Origin of the sequence: Paenibacillus sp. FSL E2-0178 (assembly GCF_038593005.1) — a bacterium.
Taxonomy (GTDB): domain Bacteria; phylum Bacillota; class Bacilli; order Paenibacillales; family Paenibacillaceae; genus Paenibacillus_AQ; species Paenibacillus_AQ phytohabitans.
Map to the genome: position 1 here is coordinate 347,018 of NZ_CP151953.1, position 20,127 is coordinate 367,144.

A 20,127-nucleotide genomic window follows, 5' to 3' on the forward strand; every position below is an offset into this window, starting at 1 on the left:
GTGGATCTTTTGATTTATTCCTCCCAAAAGCGGCAGTCAATGGCTGGTTTCCCGGTCCTGGTGCATCCGCTTTTTTGTTGCATCCATCTAAGGAAAGGATAAGCCTAATGAAATCTATGAACAAATTTAAGGTTATTGGTTGTTTGGCGTTGCTGTCATTCGTGATATTGGCCGCACTGTGGGTGTATTCGAACCATTCTCCGTTCGGTAACAAGAATAAGTATGTTAGAGAGTATGTGATTGGTGCTTAGGGAATCAAAGGTTCTGTAGACATTACGCAGTGGGGAGATGATCCGGCATATCACATTGGGGCAGACCGCAAAGGTTATGCAGTTTTCAAGGACCCGGAACAGGCGTTCGCCCGGATGAAGATTGATTATGCTGCAGGTATTGAAGCTATCCGCAAAGAGTTTGAGCTGCGTCCATTATCTATGGAGAACTATCAGCAGTATGGTACATACGGATGGCAATTGACGGAGACGGAAGATGCGGATGCAGTAGCGCAATCGCAACTGGTGACCGCTTTTATGGATATTTTTGAGAATAGTTATGTTGATTGAGGGGTTCCAATATACAAGAATTACATAGGTGTTCATTATATGACATAGAGAGAAGGAGAAATCAGATGAACTATAACCGGACAGACCGGACCCTTGAAACGGACAGGTTACTTCTGCGCCTATTCAAACCAGCGGATGCGGAGGAAGTTAGAGACTATTGTAACAATTACAATATCTACCGGAGTACATTGACCTTGCCGTATCCGTATCCACTAGAATGCGCTGTGTCCTGGATGGCCAATCATGAGCAGAACTTTGACCTGGACCGGATGTATGAATTCGCAATCACAGATAGGAACACAGGCAAATTGTATGGAGCAGTCGGCATTTCCAACCATCAGCCATACCATAACGGTGAGATCGCTTATTGGATCGGAGAAGCCCATTGGGGTCAAGGTTATGGAACTGAAGCAGCCCGGGCAGTTATTGAATTTGTTTTCACCGAAAAGAATTATCACCGGGTATACGCACGTCATTTCGCATCTAATCCGGCATCCGGTAAGATCATGCAAAAGTGCGGAATGAGCTATGAAGGGACGCTGAAAGATCATATTTACAAGAATAATTCTTATGAGGATCTTGTTTATTACGGGATACTTAATCCTGTGAAGGAAAATCCGGAAACATAAGAATCTAACAATCAATCGGCAGTTTATTCTCCCAAAATAACGCTTGCCTTAAAGTGTACTTTAAGGTTTAGGATGAGGAAGAACAGCTGATTCCGCCCTGGAAATAACCGATAAGGAGCGATCCGGCCCATGGCATTCACAATCAAAGAAGCTTCAGAGCGGCTTGGTTGCCCGGCTCATACGATTCGTTTTTATGAGAAGGAGGGATTGCTCCCTTACATTAAGAGGGATAAGAACGGGAATCGACTGTTCGAACAAGATCACCTAGATTGGATCCGGCTGATGACATGTTTCCGGGCGACTGGGATGAAGCTGTCGTTGCTGAAGGAGATGGTGAATCTTGCACTGGGTGGTGATTCCACGATTCCACAGCGCAAAGCGATCTTAAACCAGTACAAGGAGGATTTATTTCGCCGCCAGAACGAATTGGCCGAAGCGCTCGACGCCGTCAATAACAAACTGTCGATATACGAAGACATCGAGAAAGGGAGAATCCCTTCCGAGAGCCAACTGTTAATCAAGATGGAAGAGTCAGAGCGACAACAAACATAGAAGGAGGGATTAACAAATGCAGCAAAGAATTCTGGGCAATAGCAATATCCCCGTCTCTTCGATCGGACTGGGAATTATGGGAATGTCTCCAGGCATATACGGGGAGACTAACGACGAACAGTCGATCCAAACGATCCATCGCGCTTTGGACATTGGCGTCACGATGTTCGATACCGCGGACGTGTACGGGAACGGGCATAACGAAAAGCTGCTCGGCCGTGCTCTTAAAGGGCGCCGCGAGCAAGCCGTTATCGCCACCAAGTTCTCGTACACCCCAAATTACGAGAGCATCAGCGGCCATCCTGATTACGTTAAGAAGGTAGTGGAGGATAGCCTTCGCCGTTTGAATACGGATTACATCGATCTATACTACCAACACCGTGTCGATCCGCAAATTCCGATAGAGGAGACGGTCGGAGCGATGGCAGACTTGGTCAAGGCAGGCAAAGTTCGGGCGCTCGGCCTGTCCGAGGCTTCCGCTTCCACCATTCGCCGCGCTCATGCCGTGTATCCGATCTCCGTGCTAGAGAGTGAGTATTCGCTCTGGAGCCGTGACATCGAAGAGGAGATACTCCCTACCGTTAGAGAGCTGGGGATCACCCATGTGGCCTACAGTCCACTGAGCAGGGGCTTTATCTCCGGCGAGCTTCGCACTTTCGAGGATCTTGCCGCAGGTGATCTTCGCAGATGGATGCCGAGGTTCCAAGGAGACAACTTCCGGAAGAACATTGAGGTTGTCGACAAGATTAAGGAGATCGCGATGGAGAAGAACTGTACACCATCCCAATTGGCCATTGCCTGGACGATTGCCAACGGGTCGCTGCCTATCCCGGGTACGAAGCGTATCAAGTACCTGGAGGAAAATGTGGCCGCAGCTGATATCCTTCTCATGAAGGAGGACCTCGAACAAATCGATCAGGTCAGCCCCAAGAATGTCATTCACGGCACGCGTTATATGAAAGAACAGATGACGCTGCTCGACGGCTAGACGATAATCAGAAGAAGAAAAGGTCCACGGGCTCCGTGGACCTTTTGCAATTGGATATTGTTTTAGGAGGTAGGCAGCCGGGAACGCTCGTTTTCTCGTTTTACAGATCGAATCAAAATCGCTTCAGGCTTCTGGACTTCTGGACGAGCCTGACAGAAATCGGATAGAACCCATTGACGTTGCGCGCCAATTGAGTCTTCCGATTAAAAGCTGCGTTCTTCGGTGGTTTCGTAACCATAGTCGAAGGTTTCTATAGTACCGTCATCATATTGAAGAGTAAGCTGGTCAATAATAATCCGCTCCAGTGTGTTCTGGTATGTAAAGTCACTATAAATAAATAAAGTTTCATCAGGCTCAACCGGCCCCACGTATTTAACGAGAAAGCTGCTTTCACCGCTCAGCTGATCATAAGAAGGATCGCCTACCGGATTATACGTGCTGATATGTGCGGTGTAATAATTGATCGTCTTTCCGGTTAGATTGTAGGCTTCCCAGGTAAGCTTAACAGCATCGGCTGAGTTCATGCTGTACTTGAAATCAATGGGCTCTCCAATGCCTTCTCCAGATGGGACGTCTGCCGGTAGCTCCTCAGCGTCATAGCCGGCAGAGTCATCACCGATGGTACCCGTATCATTGTCCGATGGCATATCTTCCAAGACAACGGGTTCCAGAGAAGGAGAAGGTGCAGGTGCGACGTCTACTGCAGCAGTAGAGGGGATCTCAGTAGGGCTCGGCGGGATTTCTGCCGCAATGGGACTGCTTGCCACAGTCTGCCCGCTCAGACGCGGGTCAATGCTAGGGGCCACATAGATCCCCAGGAGAAAAGCTATCATGATGGATAAAACAAAGATGAGAACTAGATTAAACCGACTCAAATACACACTCCCTTTAATTTTATTTATAATACGAACCTACTTATAATGACATGATTATTAAGGATTTGACAATATTTTTCTGGAAAATCAGACGGCAACGCTTTCTCCAATGAGTGGGAGGTCTTGTAATGTAGGTGGAGTAATGAATTCTATAAATAATTCTGAAATAGCATTGATATATAAATTACAATATGTGTAAATAAATTAGTATGAAAGAGGGGGTGGGAATTTTATTGAAGATGTGGTTAGCAACAGTACTAACTTAGAACTATATGACAAGAGTTAAATAAATTAGCCCGAATTATGATACTGAGATTCAGAATTATAGTTAAGACTATTATGAATAGCCTAGAATTCACGGGATGATTCAGGCGGTCGAGTTACAGACCATCAAGCACAGCCTAATTAAGAACAACATAAACGTTAACAATACTTGAATGACTGTACTAACTAAATGAAAAGTGTTGTGCCGATAAAAGGAAATGCAAAAACAATTTATTAATCGATCTATGTAAAGATAAGAGGATCAAATCAGCATTAAAAGTACATAAGTACAATGAGCCAAATCAGATGCAAAAACATTGTCATGAGATAAAGAAAATGACGTAAACGTGGCCGACCTCGTTTGCTGAGCACCATCTTTCCCCGCCATTTTCCAGAGCTAGCTTCAGCTAGATTTAACTCAGCATGCCGCAGTAAAGCATTTCCGTGTGTATATCCGCTTAGATCACCAGCCTCACCGAGTACACCAGCTAGATTGTTAACATAGATGCCTCGTATTTCAAGGAGCTTCTGTGCATAAGGAATACGCTCAATAATGAGGCGGAGCTCATGCTCAATTTGTTCAAGCTGGCGCTGGGCCAGGTCATATTCTTCGAGTAATTGCCCAAGATGGAGCTTGTATGCGTGGAGTGCCTGAGTGGCACCCACACTGGATTTCGCAAGTGAAATGAGTAGTTCAGCACGTTTAACTCCAGCATGACGCTTTACATATTGCTTCCAACCGCTATGGACCTGTTCAGTATTTAACAGACGGATCTCTATAGGTAAGGGGAAGAGTCTGAGTGTTGCGATTGCACTGGTGCAAGTAAGGATTTTAAAGACCTGACGAAGTTCAGGAAAAACAATGTCTACCCAGCGATGAATTTGATTAACCGCAGCGTTGAGGCGCTTGGTAACCGTCTCTCGGTTTGCTATTAAAATACGTAGTTCCTCGTAATCTTCGGGATGAAAACGAACTGGGGAGTAGTACCCGTTTTTGACCATGTCTGCTATGACAAGCGCATCTTTATGGTCACTTTTAGACGGTGTATTATCCCGGTTTTCCTTGTTCTTTTTGACAAGATGAGGATTAACCAGAACGGGCTCCATGCCTTGATCGAGTAGCCAATGTGCCAGGCTAAACCAGTAGTGGCCAGTGGGTTCCATACCAACTATGACGCTGCTGAGTTTGTAGGATTTGAGTAGATCTTGGATCCAGCGTTCGAACAGATCGAATCCTTCACGATGATTACCGAATTCGAGCGGAGTTCCCAAAGCAATCCCACGAAAGCTGACCGCGCGGGCCACATGGACTTCTTGAGCGATGTCTACGCCAATGACCAAATGATGAACGGTAACGTTTTCTATGATTAAACAATCCATAAGGAAACTCGAATCGTTAGGTGTATCGGTTTCTGTTGATTCTACTACGGCCTCCTGATAAATGCAGCATTTAGCTGACGATTCTTCTCTTTAAAACCTACGGTAATTCAACGACTTCAGTCTAACACTTTATTTTCACCAAACAGTTACATATACTAGAATATAATCATTTCTCATCTTTTTGATGAAGGGAATAAACATTCACATAGTACATTTTTTTTGTACTTAACAGTAGAAAGCAGGTGAAAAGGTGTCTAGATTATATAAGGATGGATTTGATAAAGAGTGTATAAAGGAACATAGAGAAGAAGTTTATGGCATTGCCTATACCCAAAACATACTTTCTGGGCGTTGGAAATATATCATTCTTTGGTATTTAAAGACCAAAGAGCGTCGTTATAGTGAGATTAAAGCTTTTTTATGGGATATTCCACAAGGTTCTCTTACAAAGCAACTTCGAGAATTAGAAAGAGATGGCTTAATAAATCGTAAAGTTTATCCAGAGGTTCCTCCTCGAGTAGATTATTCATTAACCTCAAAAGGGAAAGAATTCATTCCTATAATTAATTTGATGGAAGAGTTCGGGAAAAAATTCAGAGAGGAGGTAGACTAACCAAAGCGTTCACATTTATCGTTTACAATTTACCCCAAAATTTAAATGGTGGATAAAGTAATAGTTGTGGGAGGAGAGATCGTTCTAACGGCAGTTTTCTTTTACGATAAAAGTTTGTGAAGAAATGTATTAAAGTAACGTAGGAAGAAGTAAAGATCCTAAGCTGTCATTGTGGCAGCTTTTTTTGCACTAACCAAGCTATTCAGTACAAAAAATATACTAAGGCAATTTTTATTGCCCTCTTTAAAAAAATGAGAATTGGTTTTATTCTATTGTCTGTAACAAAGTTACTCAATGCACCAAGTTGATAGGCAAACGGTGTAATAAACTGAATCTGTCATTTTAGTGTGAAACGCTGATGTGGGTTCATCTTTCAATCTTTTGAGTTAGATCCATACTTTTGCCCCCGTTCTAGACAAATTCAATCCGTTAAAATGTGAGGAGGTCCGTTTCACCATGTTATAGTTAGCACGCTAAATACATTTTGATAGTGGGGGCGTACCTATGGTCTTTAAGGTTGGATGCGATTTTCATAAGTCGTTAGATAAAATCTCATCCCCAATGCGTCGAGATTATAACGAAAGTCTAACTTAATCTTCATGTACGCCAGGATAAACTACTCGCTCGTTTGTGGTTAGGTGATGGAATAACACAAATGTAACTAAGCTATGTGAACATTTAAAATGCGTACCGCCTATGGTAACAAATATGGAGAATAAAACAATCAAGTTATTTCTAGGAGGAATTACGATGTCAAACTCTCAAAATTCAGAAAAAATCGAACAGCAACTGTTCTTAGATGTGATTCGTGAACGTCGTTCTGTTCGTTCATACGATCCAAACGTGCAGATCTCACGTGAAGAAATGACTGAAATACTCGAACTGGCAACATTGGCTCCTTCGTCTTCGAACCTGCAATCATGGCGTTTTCTCGTTATCGATAAACCAGAGTTGAAAGAAAAGCTTTTGCCTATCGCGTTTAACCAACAACAAGTAGTCGAAGCTTCTGCCGTTATTGCTGTGCTAGGAGATTTGAAAAGCTACCAGAAGGTAGAGAAAATTTATGGACAGGCTGTTGAAGCAGGCTTTATGACGATTGATACGGCTAAATCATACATCGAACGAAATGTTGATATGTACTCAAACCTGCCTCCTGAAGAGACGCTACAAATCGTATATACGGATGGCGCCCTAGTTTCGATGCAGCTCATGCTTGTCGCACGATCCAAAGGTTACGACACTGTTCCGATGCATGGATACGATAGAGCAAAGTTATTTGAAGCGTACGGAATTTCCGAGCAGTATGTGCCGGTTATGATCATTGCGATCGGAAAAGCAACGAAACCAGGACATCCTCCTACACGTCTTCCTATTGAGGATGTAGCGTTCTTTAACGAATTTCCATCAGAATAAGCTTATTTGGCTGTAGTTATTTCGGAAAAAGAGAAAGCCCCTGAAGGAGCGGTCGGTAATCTAGCTACGACTAGTGAGACAACTGCTGCTCCTTCTACTGTTGCAGTTTTGATACGTGAGTATATTTTGAAAGACAGTTCGAATACGTTGCTTTCCCCGGAAAAGATCGGCAATTCTGAAGCTTGCGCGCAACGAGATATTTGCAAGGCATGGATATGTATTTAAACAGAAGGATTTGCAGGACTACTTTGCCTCCAAGCCTTGGTATCATGCAGACTCTGCCTACAAGGAACATCTTACCTGACGGAGAAACAGAACGTTGCGCTACTTCGTGACTATGAAGCTAAATATGCTGACTTTAAGCTCGAGTCTTCTCATACAGATGACGTCCATTTACGGGGTTATACAGGCGATTCGAGCTTTAAACAGAAGAAGATGAACGTGGATCTCTAAATTTAACGATTGTGAGGAGGTATGTTTAATAAATAGACAACTAGATTTAAATCGTGATATAGTTAGCTTGCTAAATACATTTTAGTGGGTGGAGGAATATCTATGAATGATAAGGTGGATTGCGATATTCGTCAGTCGCTAGATAAAATTTCATTTCAAATGCGTCGAGATTATAGTGAAAGTCTAAGAGAACTTAATCTTTATGTAGGCCAAGATAATTTACTCTCTCGTCTGGTGCTCAGGTGATGGGGTAACACAAATGCAACTATGTGAACATTTAAAATGTGAACCGCTTATGAAGCGCATGGAGAGAAACTTGCTCTAGGTGTTCTCTGTTCAAATATTTAGTATATTAAGTAAATAATTTCAACCTTAATATATTAAATAGTTATAATATCGTTTATCAAATGGATTTCTAAAGGCGCATTGAACCCTTCTTTACAACTAATATTTATTTAGACCCTGAGGATACTAGTAGTATTCGAGATATTAGTAATAAAAAGAAGAACTGTCAGAAGATAAACCTCCAGTAATTAGTTAGCAGGCTAAATATCACCCCATTTGTTTAAAGGGATTTAACCCAGGTTCTTTTAGTTACTTGGAGAAATAAAGAAGAAGAGATACATGGAGAATAGAAAAGAGATGCAATTAGCACTACAAATGGTTTCGTTTCTGGATACGGAGTTGAATTCAGCGCTTGGAGGATGCCTGGGACCGACCTAGCAGCACAAATACGGATAGTTATTTGGAGCGGGCTAAATTAGCTGAAAAGGAAAACTTTCAAATGATCTTTATCGCCGATACTCCAGCATTAACCGTCGACTTAGGACCTCAGATTCCTTTTCAAACTAGCTAACCAGACTAGACTGACAGAAGGCGAAGTATTCTATAATAGAAAGTGAGGAAAACGCAATGAAAAATCGTGTAACAGACATTTTAGGGATTGAAAAACCTATTATTCAAGGACCAATGAGTTGGCTAACAGACGGTAAGTTTGTAGGAGCTATTAGTAAGGCTGGAGGACTGGGTGTGCTTGGCATCAATGCTGGACAATCAGAACCTGCCAAGACCGTTGAAGAAACGGTGGAGAATATGCGCCATGAGGTTCGTATTGCTAGAAGTATCACCTCAAATCCTATTGGAATCAATATCATTCCTACGGTGGCAGGTTTTGACCTCTATACACAACCCATGCTAGACATGATGGTAGAAGAGGGGGTCGAAGTGGCTGTGATGGTAGGGGCATTTTCAAAGGAATGGACTCAAAAATTTAAGGCCAACAATATCAAAGTCATTTATCGAGGGGCACCAACTGTTGAAGTGACAGAGGAAGCTATCAAAGGTGGTGTGGATATTCTAGTTGCCACAGGTTTTGATGAAGGGGGACAAGTTCCAGCAAACGTTATTGGTACCTTTTCTATTGTGCCCTTGGTGGTAGATGCTGCAAAAGGTCGTGTGCCAGTATTAGCCGCTGGCGGGATTACAGATGGACGCACTGCCAAAGCCGGAATGGCTCTAGGAGCGGAAGGGGTGTTTGTCGGGACTGCCTTTCTTGCCTCAAAAGAGTCTCGTATGGCTGATAATATTAAAGATGCTTTAATTAAATTAGATGCTAATGATATGTTGCTTTATCGCACGCAACCTGCCTATTACCGTTCTCTACCGGGGGAACTCCCAAATAAATTGGTAGAAATGGATCGCAATTTAGCCACAAATGAAGAAATTTACCAAGCATCGAATCCAGCATCGGGGATGAGAAATGGCATGCTATACGGTGATTTATCAAAAGGTTTCGCCTCATTGGGGCTTGGCATTTCAATGATCCATCAAATTGATTCGGTTGAAATCATTATCGATCGTTTAATGAGTGGCATTGAGTGAAAATATATTCTGGTAGATGCTTTAAGATAAGAAAGGACGATTAAAATGAACAACAGAGAAATACTACAGAACTGGTTGCAGGATATGATGGTTTAAACCTTTATCTAACCAGAGATTATCCACAAAATCCACCCAAAGCGGTACTGATTATTTCGCATGGTTTGGCAGTGCATTCGCACGGCTTTGCCGATTTTGCCAAAACGATGAATAATCATGATATTGCCGTCTATCGTTTTGATGCATGAGGACACGGTAAGTCAGATGGTAGGGATAAAATCCATCTCAACAGTTATTTTGAAATGGTAGAAGATTAACGTCTTGTGGTAGAAAAAGCCAAAACCGAAAATCCCAATCTTCCGATTTTTGTGATGGGACATAGTATGGGTGGACACATCACCGCACTTTACCAAAATATCCGCAAGCTGCTGATGGTGTGATTTTGGCAGCGGCTGGGTGCGTTACAATCAACTAAATCTTGATGACTTACCACGCCCAGAACCTGCTGACATCTTTGTTAATGGCATGGAGATCCTCCATAAAATGTTGAACTTGCCAATGGTGGAAGAAAGCGACAATGATTGGGACGACCCATTGATGTTAGAAACCTTTTCTGTGTCCTTTTTCAATGGTGTTAAAGAAGGCGCGCAATACCTCAAAGCTAATGCTGACAAATTTATCGCACCTGTTTTACTGGTAAGCGGTTGTGATGATGTTTATGTTGTGCCTATAGATGCCATTGATTTTTATCAAGAAACGGCTTCAAAAGATAAAAGTTTGAGACTTTATAGCGGACTTGGACATTATTTGATGTTTGAACCAAATGGAGATGTAGTAGTTGATGATATTGTGGGATGGATCAATCAGAGAGTGAAAAAATAATAAAGGAGGAAAACGATGCACGACTATTTAGATAATTCAAACAAGCAAATCAAGCTGGCCATCATGTTTGTAACAGGCTATGGTGGTGAGGATTATTCTTGGCGATTTAATGATAGTAATCCAAAGGCTTACACCGACATTAATGCCTATATTGAGCTTGCCAAACTTGCTGAACAGGGTAAAATTCACACACTGTTTATTGCGGATACACCTGGGATGGTGGGAGCTGGGGTAAATGGTGATACGGCTCGAAAATCACCGATGTTTGTAATGGAACCGATGACGATGCTAGCTGCTGTTGCCACGCATACCCAGAAAATCGGTTTGGTAGCAACCTATTCTACCACTTACAACTTACCGTATAATTTGGCTCGCCAACTTAAAACGCTGGACCACATAAGTGGTGGGCGTGTCGGTTGGAATGCGGTAACAACAGGAACTCGTGAGGTTGCTTATAATTTTGGAGCTAGTCCTCTGCCTGACACTACCACTCGTTATGAAATGGCAGATGAAATGGTAGAAGCAGTGCAGTCTCTTTGGGGAAGTTTTGGCGAAAATGCCTACATTACAGACCAACAAACTGGCGAATTTATCAAAATGGATCAATTAACCCCTGCCAATTTCAATGGTCAATACTACCAGACCCGAGGCCCACTTCCCATTCCACCAAGTCCGCAAGGGCAACCGCCTATTTTTCAGGCAGGTCCAAGTTTTGAAGGGGTGGAAATGGCAGGTAAATTTGCCACTGGTGTTTATGCTAACCCTTTTACGATTGAAGAAGCTCGTCATTACCGTAATTTGTTAAAACAAAGTGCGATAAAATACGGTAGAAACCCTGATGAAATCAATATGTTTTCTGGTTTTATGGTTACGGTGGGCGATACTTATGAAGAAGCACTTGCCCGCCGTCATCAGTTACTGGATTTTATGGGGAAAGATGCATTTGAAGGACAAATTCGCTATTTATCAGCGATGATTGGCGTAAATTTAAATGACTTGAATTTGAATGAACCCCTACCAAAATCTTTACAATATCAAGCCACGCCGAATCCAGGCGACCCGCGCTCACCAAGAGCAGTAGAGCTAATCAAACAAGGGCTAAGTCCAAGAGATGTATTGGCAAACGGAGTCATCAATTATCACCCTGTAGTGGTTGGCACGCCTGAAGATGTGGCGGATTTCATTGAAGAATGGTTTAAAGCAGGGGCAACGGACGGTTTTTCCATTGTGCCAGAAAGTCAAAAAGGTGTAAAAGATTTTGTGGAAAAAGTTGTGCCCGTGTTGCAAAAACGAGGCTTATATCATCTTGATTATGAGGGAAATACTTTGCGTGAGCACTTGGGTGTGCCGAAGCAATATGGAGTGAGAAAGTAGGGATAAAAATAATGAGAAATCGTGTAACAGATATTCTTGGAATTGATAAACCCATTTTACAAGGACCTATGAGTTGGATTACGAATGCTGAATTTGTTGCAGCAGTGAGTAATGCGGGCGGTTTAGGGATTCTTGGACCTAAAGCCGGTCAAACGACAGTTACAGTCTCTCCAGAGGAAACCGTGGAACGTATGCGCCGTGAGATTTAGAAGATAAAGGAACTGACACAATGGACGTATTGCTTCTAAGACAAGAACATCCTTTGGGAATTGATGATTTTATTGATTTGGTCGTACCGATCCTACAGGAAAAGTAATATTCCGAAGTGAATATAAATCCCGCACGTTGAGAGGTAATTTAGGTCTTCCTTTCCTGGAAAATAGGTATACAAAAGATAAAGCCTGACGACCATCATTATGGTGCAGGTAGGGCAAAAAATAAACGATTATCAGCCGCGGAACAGTAAAGAGCATGCAAATGCATTAAATATAAAAGTTTATTTACACGTATTCACCATGCTTCTATGACTATCTATAAAAAAGAAAAAGGCACATAATCACGGATGTAGCGGACAGTTACTGATTGCCAAGCGAGTATGATTGTCATGCTATAAAATGCCCCAATATTAAGGAGGATATACAGAATGAAGTATAAGCAGCTTGGAAATACAGGACTTTTAGTTTCACAACTTGCGTTAGGCACAATGACGTTCACGAGTGGAAAGGATAACCATAAAATTCTCGGTTTAGTTGGGCAGGAAGAAGCCGACAAGATGATAAAAAAGAGTGTCGATATCGGAATTAATTTCTTTGATACTGCTGATAATTATGCAGAAGGTGAAAGTGAAATTATTCTTGGACAATCCTTCCGCAATCTTGGTATTGCGCGGGAGGAAGTTGTAATTGCTAGCAAAGCCGCCGGACGAACAGGTATGGGACGTAACGATGTCGGTGCTTCAAGAGGACATATTATGAATGCAGTGGAAGCAAGTTTAAAGAGATTGAAGATGGATTATATCGATTTGTATCAGATTCACGCCGATGATTTCTTGACACCTGTAGAAGAAACTTTAGGTGCTTTAAATGATCTGGTAACACAGGGTAAGGTACGATATATTGGCGTATCGAACTGGCATGCTTGGAAAATTGCTGATGCTCTTGGTATTTCTGAACGCAAAAATATGGCTCGCTTTGAAACGGTTCAGGGGTATTATTCTCTTGCCAGCCGCGATGTTGAACGAGAGTTGGCGCCTTTGATGGAAGCAAAGAAGATGGGACTTCTAGTGTGGGGTCCGCTTGCTGGCGGTCTGCTGTCAGGGCGTTACGATCGACACAATCAAAAAGCAGAGGATTCGCGCCGCTCTGCGGTTGATTTCCCGATTGTAGATAAAGAGCGAGCTTGGAATATCATTGATAAGATAAAACCGATCGCTGAAGCACATGGGACAAGTATAGCAAGTGTAGCGCTCGCTTGGCTGATGACAAGACCAGTTGTAACCTCTGTTCTTGTTGGCGCGAAACGATTGGAACAGTTGGAAGAAAATCTGGAAGCCGCAAATTTAGAACTGACGGATGATGAAATTCAGCAACTTGACGAAGTAAGTACACTGCCTCCTGAATACCCAGGTTGGATGGTTGACTATCAGAAAAGAGATCGCCTGGAACCGCTTTTTTGACAGAATATTCAGTCCAGAGTATCGTGAGCTTAGGTTATAACGAAGGAATGTAAAGGCAATGAACCGTTGAGATATGGGATGGTGAACCCCAAGGGAATTAGTGGAGTATGTGCAGAAGAAGTAAACTGGGGAAATTTTTCTAGCTATTCCAGATGCCCAGCCCAGCTCTTGATCGGTAATATCTGTACCTTTTCCTATGATTGATCTGATCCAAGTCGATGAAATCCTACGAATTAGTAAGTATATGTGAGATAAAACATCGGCATTATAGTTAGCAAGCTAATAATCATTATAACATAACTAGCAAAGGGGACCAATCCAATGAATAATACGCTTGAATTGCTTCAAAACCATACCTCCGTTCGTTCTTATACGAATCAACACCTGACAGAGGAGCAACTTGAAGCAATCTTTAAGGCAGCTAATCAAACATCTTCCTTCAGTCATTTTCAGGCCGTTTCAATCATTAGAATCACAAATTCGGAACTTCGTAAAAAAGTGATGCAGCTCTGTGTCAATCAGCCTTATATAGAAAAAGCAGCAGAGTTTTGGATCTTCTGTTCGGATTTCAACAGAAACCATCAAATTGCCCCGGATGTTGATCTCGAATATATTGATTTTCTTCTGATCGGTTCACTTGATGCCGGGCTCATGGCGCAAAATGCATTAACTGCAGCAGAATCCATGGGACTTGGCGGCGTATTTATTGGCGGGGTGAAAGCAAATATTAACGAATTATCTGAATTATTGCATTTACCTAAATATGTAATTCCAATGGTGGGACTATGTATCGGTGTTCCGTCTGGAGATAAGCCTGCACTGAAGCCGCGGTTGCCTCAATCCATGGTATTATTTGAAAACCAGTATCAGCCACTCGATAAAGAGCAATTAGCAGTCTATGATGAAACCATGCTGAAATATTATGGAGGCCGTCCAGTTAAAGCTCCATTTACCGTGAAAAAAGTAAAAGGATGGAGTGAGCACATTCAGGAGCATCTTCCAATAACTTTTCTGCCAGAAATAGTGAAGTATTTGAACAAGCAAGGATATGCCAACAAATAAATGCCCTTAAGAGATGTGGACACCTCAACTTCACAATGTTATAGTTAGTCCACTAAATATACTTTACAAATTGAGGGTAAATTATGAACGATAAGGTTGATTGCGATATTCGTCAGTCTTTAGATCGAATTTCTTCCCAAATGCGCCGGGATTACAGTGATTCTCTAAGGGAACTTAACCTGTATGTTGGCCAGGAGAATTTGCTTAACCGGTTGTGGTCAGGTGATGGTATTACACAAGTGCAAATATGCGAACATCTGAACTGTGAACCACCTACGGTAACAAACATGGTTAAGTCACTAGAGAAAAACGGATTTATATACCGTAAGCGTGATGAAAAGGATGCAAGGGTTATGCGGATTTTTTTAACAGATAAGGGCAAAGAATTAGAGGAGCCAGTTGGTTTCAAATGGAGACAGGAGCAAGATAAATTACTACATTCCATTTTACCGGAAGAACGCCTGCTTTTAAGGCAGCTTTTAAAGCGACTGGAGAGGAACTTACTATAAGTTCCTCACGCGAAATTGCTTAGCAGGCTAAATATTAAATCGATTAACTAAGTTGATAAATAGTCAGAGCTTCCTTTATCGGCTAACTAAAGAAAGGAAGGAGAAGAAATACATGAAACAAAGAAATGAGATGCAACTGGCTCTACAAATGGTTTCTGGATATGGAGCTGAATTCAGCGCATGGAGAATGCCTGGCAATCTGGCGGCGTACACAGATATGGATAGTTATGTAGAGCGGGCCAAATAGCTGAAAAAGGAAAATTTCAAATGATATTCATCGCCGATACTCCAGCTTTAACGATTAACTTAGGTCCCCAATCTCCTATGTTCCCTATGGACCTATGTTAGCACTCATGGCTGTAGCTGGAGAAACGAAACATATTGGGCTTTTTGCTACACTCTCAACGACATTCAATTATCCATATAACTTAGCACGTCAGTTCAAAGCATTGGATGTTATAAGTCATGGACGTGTAGGATGGAATGCGGTCACCACATCCGAACCATTAGCGGCAGCAAATTTCGGTGCTCGTGTTGCCGATCGTAAAGAACGATATGACATGGCTCAAGAAAGCATACAAATTGTCCAGGCATTGTGGGGAAGCTGGGAATCAGATGCTTGGACGTTAGATGTAGCAAAAGGGAAATTTGCCGATATGGACAAAATTCAGCCTATCAATCTTCAAGGGCGATATTATAGATCCCGCGGTCATTTGCCAATCCCTCCCTCTGATCAAGGACAACCCGTTATTTTTCAGGCAGGCGGAGGGGGTGAGGGATTGGAACTGGCGGGAAGGTACGTTTCTGGTGTCTACGCAAATCCTTTTGATATAGAATCTGACGTGAACACAGACAAGCGCTTTGACAAAGTGCCGTTCGTTTTGGCAGAAATCCAGATGACATCAAGATGTTTGCAGGTTTTATGTTTTCCCTAGGCTCAACTGAAGAAGAAGCTTTGGAACGGCGAAAGCAGCTTATGAGTTTTAATCCTGGGGAGATTCCAAGCAGGGTAAGTTACCTTGGGTCTATGATTGGTTTACCGCTATCTGTGAACTCGGTTGATAGTGATCAGCCTTTAGCAACGGATTTGTTGAAAAATGCATATGCCAACCCAAAGGACCCACCTTCCCCAAGAGCTTTGGAGTTGCTCAAACGAGGGCTATCCATTCGAGATGTTCTTGCCCATGGGGTCATTAACTATCATCCGGTAGTTGCAGGTATCCCTGTGCAAGTTGCTGACTTCTTGGAAGAATGTTTTTTGGCGGGTGCAAGTGACGGCTTCTCGGTTGTTCCGGATATATCCTATGATGGAGTTGCTGATTTTGTGGATCAGGTTATCCCGATTTTGCAAGACCGCGGCTTATTCCACAGGGAAAATGAAGGAACAACGCTGTGCGAGAATATGAGAGTTCCTTATCAATACGGAGTGTTTTGAAAACCAGTATCAATCATCACAGGATAAAGAAAAGTTAGCCATCTATGATTAATCGACGTTGAAGTATTATGCCTCAAATGATGAACTAATTAAACAAAAAACAAGAATATGCGAATAGATAAACCAAAATATTTACACACATGGGGGATATCAATGAAGAAGCAATACAATACGCGTGCTATCTTGGCGTCGCTGCTTATCTGCGGTTTTGTTGGCATGTTTAGCGAGACTGCATTAAATATAGCAATGACTAATTTAATGGACGTGTTCCAAATTTCAGCAGCAACCGCACAGTGGTTGACAACCGGTTTCTTGCTGACTCTAGGTATTATAATGCCGATTAGTGGAATGCTGCTGCAGATGTTTACAACGAGACAGCTGTTCACAGGTTCGCTCATAAGCTTGATTATGGGTACTCTCATTGCAGCGCTCGCGGTTAATTTTGAAATGTTGATGTTCGCTCGAGTTTTACAGGCGGTAGGTATGGCATTATTGCTGCCACTTATGTTCAATACTATTCTTGTCATATATCCTCCGGAAAAGCGGGGGGCGGCGATGGGCCTCATTGGACTAGTTATCATGTTTGCGCCAGCAACCGGTCCGACCATAGGCGGGCTATTAATCGAGTATTTAACATGGCATTATATCTTCTGGTTGTCTCTGCCGTTACTGATTATTGGGTTGTTGATTGGGCTGAAGTATTTGGAAAATGTCACTGATGTCACGAAGCCCCGGATAGATTTATTGTCTGTCGTATTATCTACAATCGGTTTTGGAGGAGTTGTTTTTGGCTTTAGTAAGGCAGGCGAAGGATCAGAAGGATGGAGTAGCTTAGTTGTGGTCATTTCAATCGTCGTTGGGCTCATCGCGCTGGTCCTGTTTATAATGCGGCAGAATGTTATGCACGATCCCATGATGAATCTTAGCGTTTTCAAGCATCCGATGTATGTCGTTGGTGTGCTTATGGTACTATCTTGTACATTGATTAGTATGTCGATCATGATTATCCTGCCGATGTTTCTGCAGACGGGTGCAGGACTGTCTGTGTTCACTGCGGGACTCATGCTTTTGCCAGGCAGCGCACTGAATGGTATCCTCTCCCCGCGCATGGGGCACTTGTTTGATAAATATGGGCCCAAATGGCTTGTTATTCCCGGACTCGTGATCGTTTCAGTCATATTATGGTTCTTTACTACCTTATCTCCTGCTTCTTCAGTGGCCTTTATCGTGGCTTTGCATATCGGCCTCATGGTTGGATTAGGCATGATATGGATGCCTGCTCAAACGAACGGGCTAAATCAATTGCCGCCGGAGTTATACCCGCACGGCACGGCAGTCATGAACACACTGCAGCAGGTTGTGGGCGCGATTGGAACAGCGGTCGCAATCAGCATCCTTTCGAGTGGTATGGAGAAATACATGCGCGGCTCCGCCGCTTCGGCCAAACAGGCCGAAATTTCAAACGCGATGACGGCTGGGTCACAAAACGTGTTCGTCTTCACGTTGATTATAGCACTGATTGGCTTGGTCATAGCGTTCTTCATCCGCCGCGTCGTAGTCAACCGTGAGGCGATGAGAACAATCCATTAATGTTACGCGGTTTTCTATGCTTTGATATTGAATGGGAAACGATAAGATAATATTTGGGAGGAATGAAAATGAGATTTGGAATTATAGGTGCAGGGCCAATCGGGTCAAGTATTTCTCGAAAACTAGTTAAGAATGGGCATGATGTAATGATTGCAGATGCTCGTGGAATTGAACGTTTGAAAGGAAAAAAACTTACAGGAACGCCTGTGCGTGTAGAAGAAGTGATTAAAAATATTGATGTTCTTATCATATCTATTCCTTTCCATGCACTGCCAAGCATTCGCAACGTTATAGATGAAGTTGGGGAGGAAGTTGTTGTTGTTGACACTTCAAATTATTATCCTCAAATGAGCGGTAAAATTGAAGAAGTTGAGAACGGGATGGTTGAAAGTGTTTGGGTCTCAAATCAATTAAACAGATCAATTATTAAAGCTTTCAACAATTTATTAGCCTATACTTTAGAACATGAAGGAACACCAGAAGGTAATAGTGGACGTATTGCCACAGCCATCACCGGTAATGATGTACAGCAGAAGCAAAAAATCATGAATATAGCCAACGAACTAGGTTTCGATACAGTAGATAGTGGTTCTTTAAATGATTCATGGAGACAGCAGCCAGGTACTCCAGCATACTGCACAGAACTAACTAAGGAGGAACTAACAGATGCATTAAAAAAAGCAAATAAAGAAAAAGCCCCATTTCTAAGGGATAAAGCGATGGAGATTCTGTCAGCGGCTGCAGGAAAATATTCACATGAAGAAATTGTTAATCTAAACAGAGAATTATATAATTCCTGATTCAGGAATTTAGCCTTCAAAAAGCGGCAGACTAGGCAATGTTAGTAAGGTCTAGTTCTGTCGCTTCTTCATAATACTAACGTTTCTAAACCTTCTCCGGTAGCGTTAGTATAGGGTCTGCAGCGCTCGAACGATTTGACGCAACAGTTCGGGAGATAAGCCTTCCTGCACGTCAAGAGAGGCCAGACCGATGCGAAGGGTCAAGAAGGGAGGCATAGATGGCGGGGAGACGGTCACCGGAATAAAGGAAGGCGAGGAAGAGCGAGGCACGCTGGAATCGATTTTGCGGAGCCAATATTTTAATTGATGTAGGGGCAATCCCTGTGCTTCTCATCAGGCAGACATGGTGAGCCCACTGGCTCGATAGTCCTTGATGCGCTCTGTCCATTAGTGCTGGCGTCTTTCGGCTTTGGTCATCTGGCAGATCTCCTTGATTTAAGATATGCCTATGATCTCACGACTGGCGTTAGGTTTACAGGTGGGCTGGGTTTGGCGCTTACGCTGTGTCCATTATTCGATTCACAGATCCAGTTCTTCGAAAAAAGTCAGTCATCTCTGTGTCGATCAACCATATATTGAAGAAGCGGCAGAGTTCTGGATCTTCTGTGCAGATTTCAACCGCAATCATTAAATTGCTCCAGAAGTGGATATCGAATATATTGATTTTTTGTTAATCCGTTCATTTGACGCCGGACTGATGGCACAGAATGCGTTAACCACTGCCGAATCCATGGGGCTCGGTGGGGGGGATATTGGTGCTGTCAGAGCAAATATTAACGAACTACCCGTCGTATTGGGTCTACCGAAGTATTTGATTCCTTTAGTGGGGCTATGCATCGGTCATTCAGCTGGAGATAAACCTGAGCTTAAACCTCGGCTGCCTCAATCCATGGTATTAATTGAAAATCAGTATCAATCTCTAGATCAAGATAAAATAGCTACCTATGATGAGAAGATGTTGAAGTATTATGAAATCGACCGACGAAAGCCCCTTTCAGCGTGAAAAAAGTAAAAGGATGGAGTGACCACATTCAGGATCATCTCCAGAGAAGTATTCAGCCTCAAGTGATGGACTATTTGAAAAAGCAAGGATTTGCTAAAAAATAAATTTCACGACAAAGCCAAACTTCCTGAACTTTAGAGTTGCCCCCAATAGGCGGTAGCTCTAAGGTAAACTGACAATTGTAATTTACCG

At 42.7% G+C, this 20,127-nt stretch carries 21 protein-coding genes and 3 pseudogenes; 22 read left to right on the plus strand and 2 right to left on the minus strand.

Going from position 1 to position 20,127, the window contains the following annotated elements; translation table 11 throughout:
* The first annotated feature begins 365 nt into the window (after positions 1-365).
* The 4 genes from MHI42_RS01450 (at position 366) to MHI42_RS01465 (ending at position 2,729) form a co-directional block, all read left to right on the plus strand.
* A complete protein-coding gene (locus MHI42_RS01450) occupies positions 366-560 on the plus strand; it encodes a hypothetical protein (protein WP_342422477.1) in 195 nt (64 codons plus the stop codon).
* A 65-nt stretch (positions 561-625) separates the two neighbouring features.
* The gene (locus MHI42_RS01455; RefSeq protein ID WP_342422478.1) at positions 626-1,189 is read left to right on the plus strand and encodes a GNAT family N-acetyltransferase; all 564 of its coding nucleotides are present in this window, start codon (positions 626-628) and stop codon (positions 1,187-1,189) included.
* A 129-nt stretch (positions 1,190-1,318) separates the two neighbouring features.
* Positions 1,319-1,741 carry a MerR family transcriptional regulator gene (locus MHI42_RS01460; protein ID WP_340986976.1) on the plus strand — a complete coding sequence of 141 codons (423 nt, stop codon included), beginning with the start codon at positions 1,319-1,321 and terminating at the stop codon, positions 1,739-1,741.
* A 16-nt stretch (positions 1,742-1,757) separates the two neighbouring features.
* Positions 1,758-2,729, plus strand: coding sequence for an aldo/keto reductase (locus MHI42_RS01465; protein ID WP_342422479.1), 972 nt, complete (start codon positions 1,758-1,760; stop codon positions 2,727-2,729).
* A 203-nt stretch (positions 2,730-2,932) separates the two neighbouring features.
* On the opposite strand, the gene MHI42_RS01470 is transcribed toward MHI42_RS01465, so the two are convergent.
* Both MHI42_RS01470 and MHI42_RS01475 read right to left on the minus strand, forming a co-directional pair.
* Positions 2,933-3,562 (minus strand): hypothetical protein, encoded by a 630-nt coding sequence (locus MHI42_RS01470; RefSeq protein WP_342422480.1) that lies wholly within the window; start codon positions 3,560-3,562, stop codon positions 2,933-2,935.
* A gap of 579 nt (positions 3,563-4,141) precedes the next feature.
* On the minus strand, positions 4,142-5,248 hold the full coding sequence (locus tag MHI42_RS01475) for an IS110 family transposase (RefSeq protein WP_342422481.1): 1,107 nt from the start codon (positions 5,246-5,248) through the stop codon (positions 4,142-4,144).
* Positions 5,249-5,498: 250 nt separating this feature from the next.
* Between MHI42_RS01475 and MHI42_RS01480 the strand changes: the two genes are divergently transcribed.
* The 18 genes and pseudogenes from MHI42_RS01480 to MHI42_RS01565 all read left to right on the plus strand — a co-directional run bounded on the left by MHI42_RS01480 (position 5,499) and on the right by MHI42_RS01565 (position 19,935).
* Entirely contained in the window at positions 5,499-5,861 is a 363-nt protein-coding gene (locus MHI42_RS01480; protein ID WP_342422482.1) for a helix-turn-helix domain-containing protein, read from the plus strand.
* Positions 5,862-6,611: 750 nt separating this feature from the next.
* Positions 6,612-7,274, plus strand: a complete 663-nt coding sequence (locus tag MHI42_RS01485; protein ID WP_342422483.1) for a nitroreductase family protein — start codon at positions 6,612-6,614, stop codon at positions 7,272-7,274.
* 175 nt (positions 7,275-7,449) lie between these two features.
* Positions 7,450-7,542, plus strand: a pseudogene (locus MHI42_RS01490) (YARHG domain-containing protein); the annotation flags it as partial.
* Between the two features lie 287 nt (positions 7,543-7,829).
* Complete coding sequence (locus MHI42_RS01495) at positions 7,830-7,973, plus strand: hypothetical protein (RefSeq protein WP_342422484.1); 144 nt, start codon at positions 7,830-7,832, stop codon at positions 7,971-7,973.
* Between the two features lie 645 nt (positions 7,974-8,618).
* Entirely contained in the window at positions 8,619-9,608 is a 990-nt protein-coding gene (locus MHI42_RS01500) for a nitronate monooxygenase (protein ID WP_342424667.1), read from the plus strand.
* A 453-nt stretch (positions 9,609-10,061) separates the two neighbouring features.
* Positions 10,062-10,487: an alpha/beta hydrolase gene (locus MHI42_RS01505; RefSeq protein WP_342422485.1), complete on the plus strand. Its 426-nt coding sequence runs from the start codon at positions 10,062-10,064 to the stop codon at positions 10,485-10,487.
* Positions 10,488-10,502: 15 nt separating this feature from the next.
* On the plus strand, positions 10,503-11,861 hold the full coding sequence (locus MHI42_RS01510; protein WP_342422486.1) for an NtaA/DmoA family FMN-dependent monooxygenase: 1,359 nt from the start codon (positions 10,503-10,505) through the stop codon (positions 11,859-11,861).
* A gap of 11 nt (positions 11,862-11,872) precedes the next feature.
* Positions 11,873-12,067, plus strand: a pseudogene (locus tag MHI42_RS01515) (nitronate monooxygenase); the annotation flags it as partial.
* A 53-nt stretch (positions 12,068-12,120) separates the two neighbouring features.
* A pseudogene (locus MHI42_RS01520) lies at positions 12,121-12,266 on the plus strand (LLM class flavin-dependent oxidoreductase); the annotation flags it as partial.
* A 238-nt stretch (positions 12,267-12,504) separates the two neighbouring features.
* Complete coding sequence (locus tag MHI42_RS01525) at positions 12,505-13,536, plus strand: aldo/keto reductase (protein WP_342422487.1); 1,032 nt, start codon at positions 12,505-12,507, stop codon at positions 13,534-13,536.
* A 321-nt stretch (positions 13,537-13,857) separates the two neighbouring features.
* The gene (nfsA, locus tag MHI42_RS01530; RefSeq protein ID WP_342422488.1) at positions 13,858-14,598 is read left to right on the plus strand and encodes an oxygen-insensitive NADPH nitroreductase; all 741 of its coding nucleotides are present in this window, start codon (positions 13,858-13,860) and stop codon (positions 14,596-14,598) included.
* A gap of 83 nt (positions 14,599-14,681) precedes the next feature.
* Complete coding sequence (locus tag MHI42_RS01535; protein WP_342422489.1) at positions 14,682-15,107, plus strand: MarR family transcriptional regulator; 426 nt, start codon at positions 14,682-14,684, stop codon at positions 15,105-15,107.
* Between the two features lie 112 nt (positions 15,108-15,219).
* Complete coding sequence (locus MHI42_RS01540; RefSeq protein WP_342422490.1) at positions 15,220-15,354, plus strand: hypothetical protein; 135 nt, start codon at positions 15,220-15,222, stop codon at positions 15,352-15,354.
* Positions 15,355-15,448: 94 nt separating this feature from the next.
* Positions 15,449-16,042: an LLM class flavin-dependent oxidoreductase gene (locus MHI42_RS01545; RefSeq protein WP_342422491.1), complete on the plus strand. Its 594-nt coding sequence runs from the start codon at positions 15,449-15,451 to the stop codon at positions 16,040-16,042.
* A complete protein-coding gene (locus MHI42_RS01550; RefSeq protein WP_342422492.1) occupies positions 16,015-16,542 on the plus strand; it encodes a hypothetical protein in 528 nt (175 codons plus the stop codon). The genes MHI42_RS01545 and MHI42_RS01550 overlap by 28 nt, the downstream gene beginning before the upstream one ends.
* Before the next feature lie 153 nt (positions 16,543-16,695).
* The gene (locus tag MHI42_RS01555) at positions 16,696-18,132 is read left to right on the plus strand and encodes a DHA2 family efflux MFS transporter permease subunit (protein ID WP_342422493.1); all 1,437 of its coding nucleotides are present in this window, start codon (positions 16,696-16,698) and stop codon (positions 18,130-18,132) included.
* Between the two features lie 68 nt (positions 18,133-18,200).
* Positions 18,201-18,932 carry an NAD(P)-binding domain-containing protein gene (locus tag MHI42_RS01560; protein WP_342422494.1) on the plus strand — a complete coding sequence of 244 codons (732 nt, stop codon included), beginning with the start codon at positions 18,201-18,203 and terminating at the stop codon, positions 18,930-18,932.
* A gap of 643 nt (positions 18,933-19,575) precedes the next feature.
* Complete coding sequence (locus tag MHI42_RS01565) at positions 19,576-19,935, plus strand: hypothetical protein (protein ID WP_342422495.1); 360 nt, start codon at positions 19,576-19,578, stop codon at positions 19,933-19,935.
* Positions 19,936-20,127: the final 192 nt, after the last annotated feature.

Excerpts from the sequence above, each read along its gene's own strand:
- MHI42_RS01450 (WP_342422477.1), top strand. The coding sequence starts at position 366 with ATGAAGATTGATTATGCTGCAGGTATTGAAGCTATCCGCAAAGAGTTT.
- MHI42_RS01455 (WP_342422478.1), top strand. The coding sequence starts at position 626 with ATGAACTATAACCGGACAGACCGGACCCTTGAAACGGACAGGTTACTT.
- MHI42_RS01460 (WP_340986976.1), top strand. The coding sequence starts at position 1,319 with ATGGCATTCACAATCAAAGAAGCTTCAGAGCGGCTTGGTTGCCCGGCT.
- MHI42_RS01465 (WP_342422479.1), top strand. The coding sequence starts at position 1,758 with ATGCAGCAAAGAATTCTGGGCAATAGCAATATCCCCGTCTCTTCGATC.
- MHI42_RS01470 (WP_342422480.1), bottom strand. The coding sequence starts at position 3,562 with ATGATAGCTTTTCTCCTGGGGATCTATGTGGCCCCTAGCATTGACCCG.
- MHI42_RS01475 (WP_342422481.1), bottom strand. The coding sequence starts at position 5,248 with ATGGATTGTTTAATCATAGAAAACGTTACCGTTCATCATTTGGTCATT.
- MHI42_RS01485 (WP_342422483.1), top strand. The coding sequence starts at position 6,612 with ATGTCAAACTCTCAAAATTCAGAAAAAATCGAACAGCAACTGTTCTTA.
- MHI42_RS01495 (WP_342422484.1), top strand. The coding sequence starts at position 7,830 with ATGAATGATAAGGTGGATTGCGATATTCGTCAGTCGCTAGATAAAATT.
- MHI42_RS01510 (WP_342422486.1), top strand. The coding sequence starts at position 10,503 with ATGCACGACTATTTAGATAATTCAAACAAGCAAATCAAGCTGGCCATC.
- MHI42_RS01525 (WP_342422487.1), top strand. The coding sequence starts at position 12,505 with ATGAAGTATAAGCAGCTTGGAAATACAGGACTTTTAGTTTCACAACTT.
- nfsA (WP_342422488.1), top strand. The coding sequence starts at position 13,858 with ATGAATAATACGCTTGAATTGCTTCAAAACCATACCTCCGTTCGTTCT.
- MHI42_RS01535 (WP_342422489.1), top strand. The coding sequence starts at position 14,682 with ATGAACGATAAGGTTGATTGCGATATTCGTCAGTCTTTAGATCGAATT.
- MHI42_RS01540 (WP_342422490.1), top strand. The coding sequence starts at position 15,220 with ATGAAACAAAGAAATGAGATGCAACTGGCTCTACAAATGGTTTCTGGA.
- MHI42_RS01545 (WP_342422491.1), top strand. The coding sequence starts at position 15,449 with ATGTTAGCACTCATGGCTGTAGCTGGAGAAACGAAACATATTGGGCTT.
- MHI42_RS01550 (WP_342422492.1), top strand. The coding sequence starts at position 16,015 with ATGTTTGCAGGTTTTATGTTTTCCCTAGGCTCAACTGAAGAAGAAGCT.
- MHI42_RS01555 (WP_342422493.1), top strand. The coding sequence starts at position 16,696 with ATGAAGAAGCAATACAATACGCGTGCTATCTTGGCGTCGCTGCTTATC.
- MHI42_RS01560 (WP_342422494.1), top strand. The coding sequence starts at position 18,201 with ATGAGATTTGGAATTATAGGTGCAGGGCCAATCGGGTCAAGTATTTCT.